A 635-nucleotide genomic window follows, 5' to 3' on the forward strand; every position below is an offset into this window, starting at 1 on the left:
AAACTCCGGCATATCTGCATGAACCGGAACTAAATAGTTGGCCAAATCTTTGGTTACCGGCCGCCCGCGGTTTGGGTCGTAAATGGTTTCTTCCATTAAAGCCATACCAATCCCGAAAATCATCCCGCCCATAATTTGGTTGATGGCCGTTTTCATGTTCATGATAGTTCCAACGTCCATCACTGCTACTGCTTTGTCCACGTGAACCATACCCAGATCAGGATCAACCAAAACTTTAACAAAATGTGCCCCGAAAGAATGAAAAGTAAATGGTTTACGGTCTATTTTTTCATCAACCTGAACAAAAGGGTTTCCTTTGCTTTCTTCTTCAATCTCCGCTTCCGGGCTTCCTCCCGCTGCCGGGTTTGATTCCGTTTGCTGCCGGGTAGAAACTTTAGTGGCAGCTTGTGCCTGCAAATCCTGCAAATTTTGGCGTTTTAAAATATCCGTGTACGCATCTCCGGTTTCCGTTTTTGTTCTGATAACGATACGTCCGTTTTCAGCAACCAAATCATCTTCTTTTTGTCCGTGTAAAGGTGATTTTGCATCGGCAATTGCCATCTTTTTTAACTTGCTTACCAAGCCTAAAGAAGCGGCGCGGGTGGCAGGCCCAACACTTGCGGTAACCTGCGAGC

General features: G+C 45.8%; 1 protein-coding gene. It reads right to left on the reverse strand.

What is annotated here, in order from left to right; all coding sequences use genetic code 11:
• On the reverse strand, window positions 1–635 hold a 635-nt coding region (locus Q0192_RS05810), incomplete at both ends, for a molybdopterin cofactor-binding domain-containing protein (RefSeq protein ID WP_299287484.1).

This window comes from uncultured Mucilaginibacter sp., from assembly GCF_937859865.1.
GTDB lineage: Bacteria > Bacteroidota > Bacteroidia > Sphingobacteriales > Sphingobacteriaceae > Mucilaginibacter_A.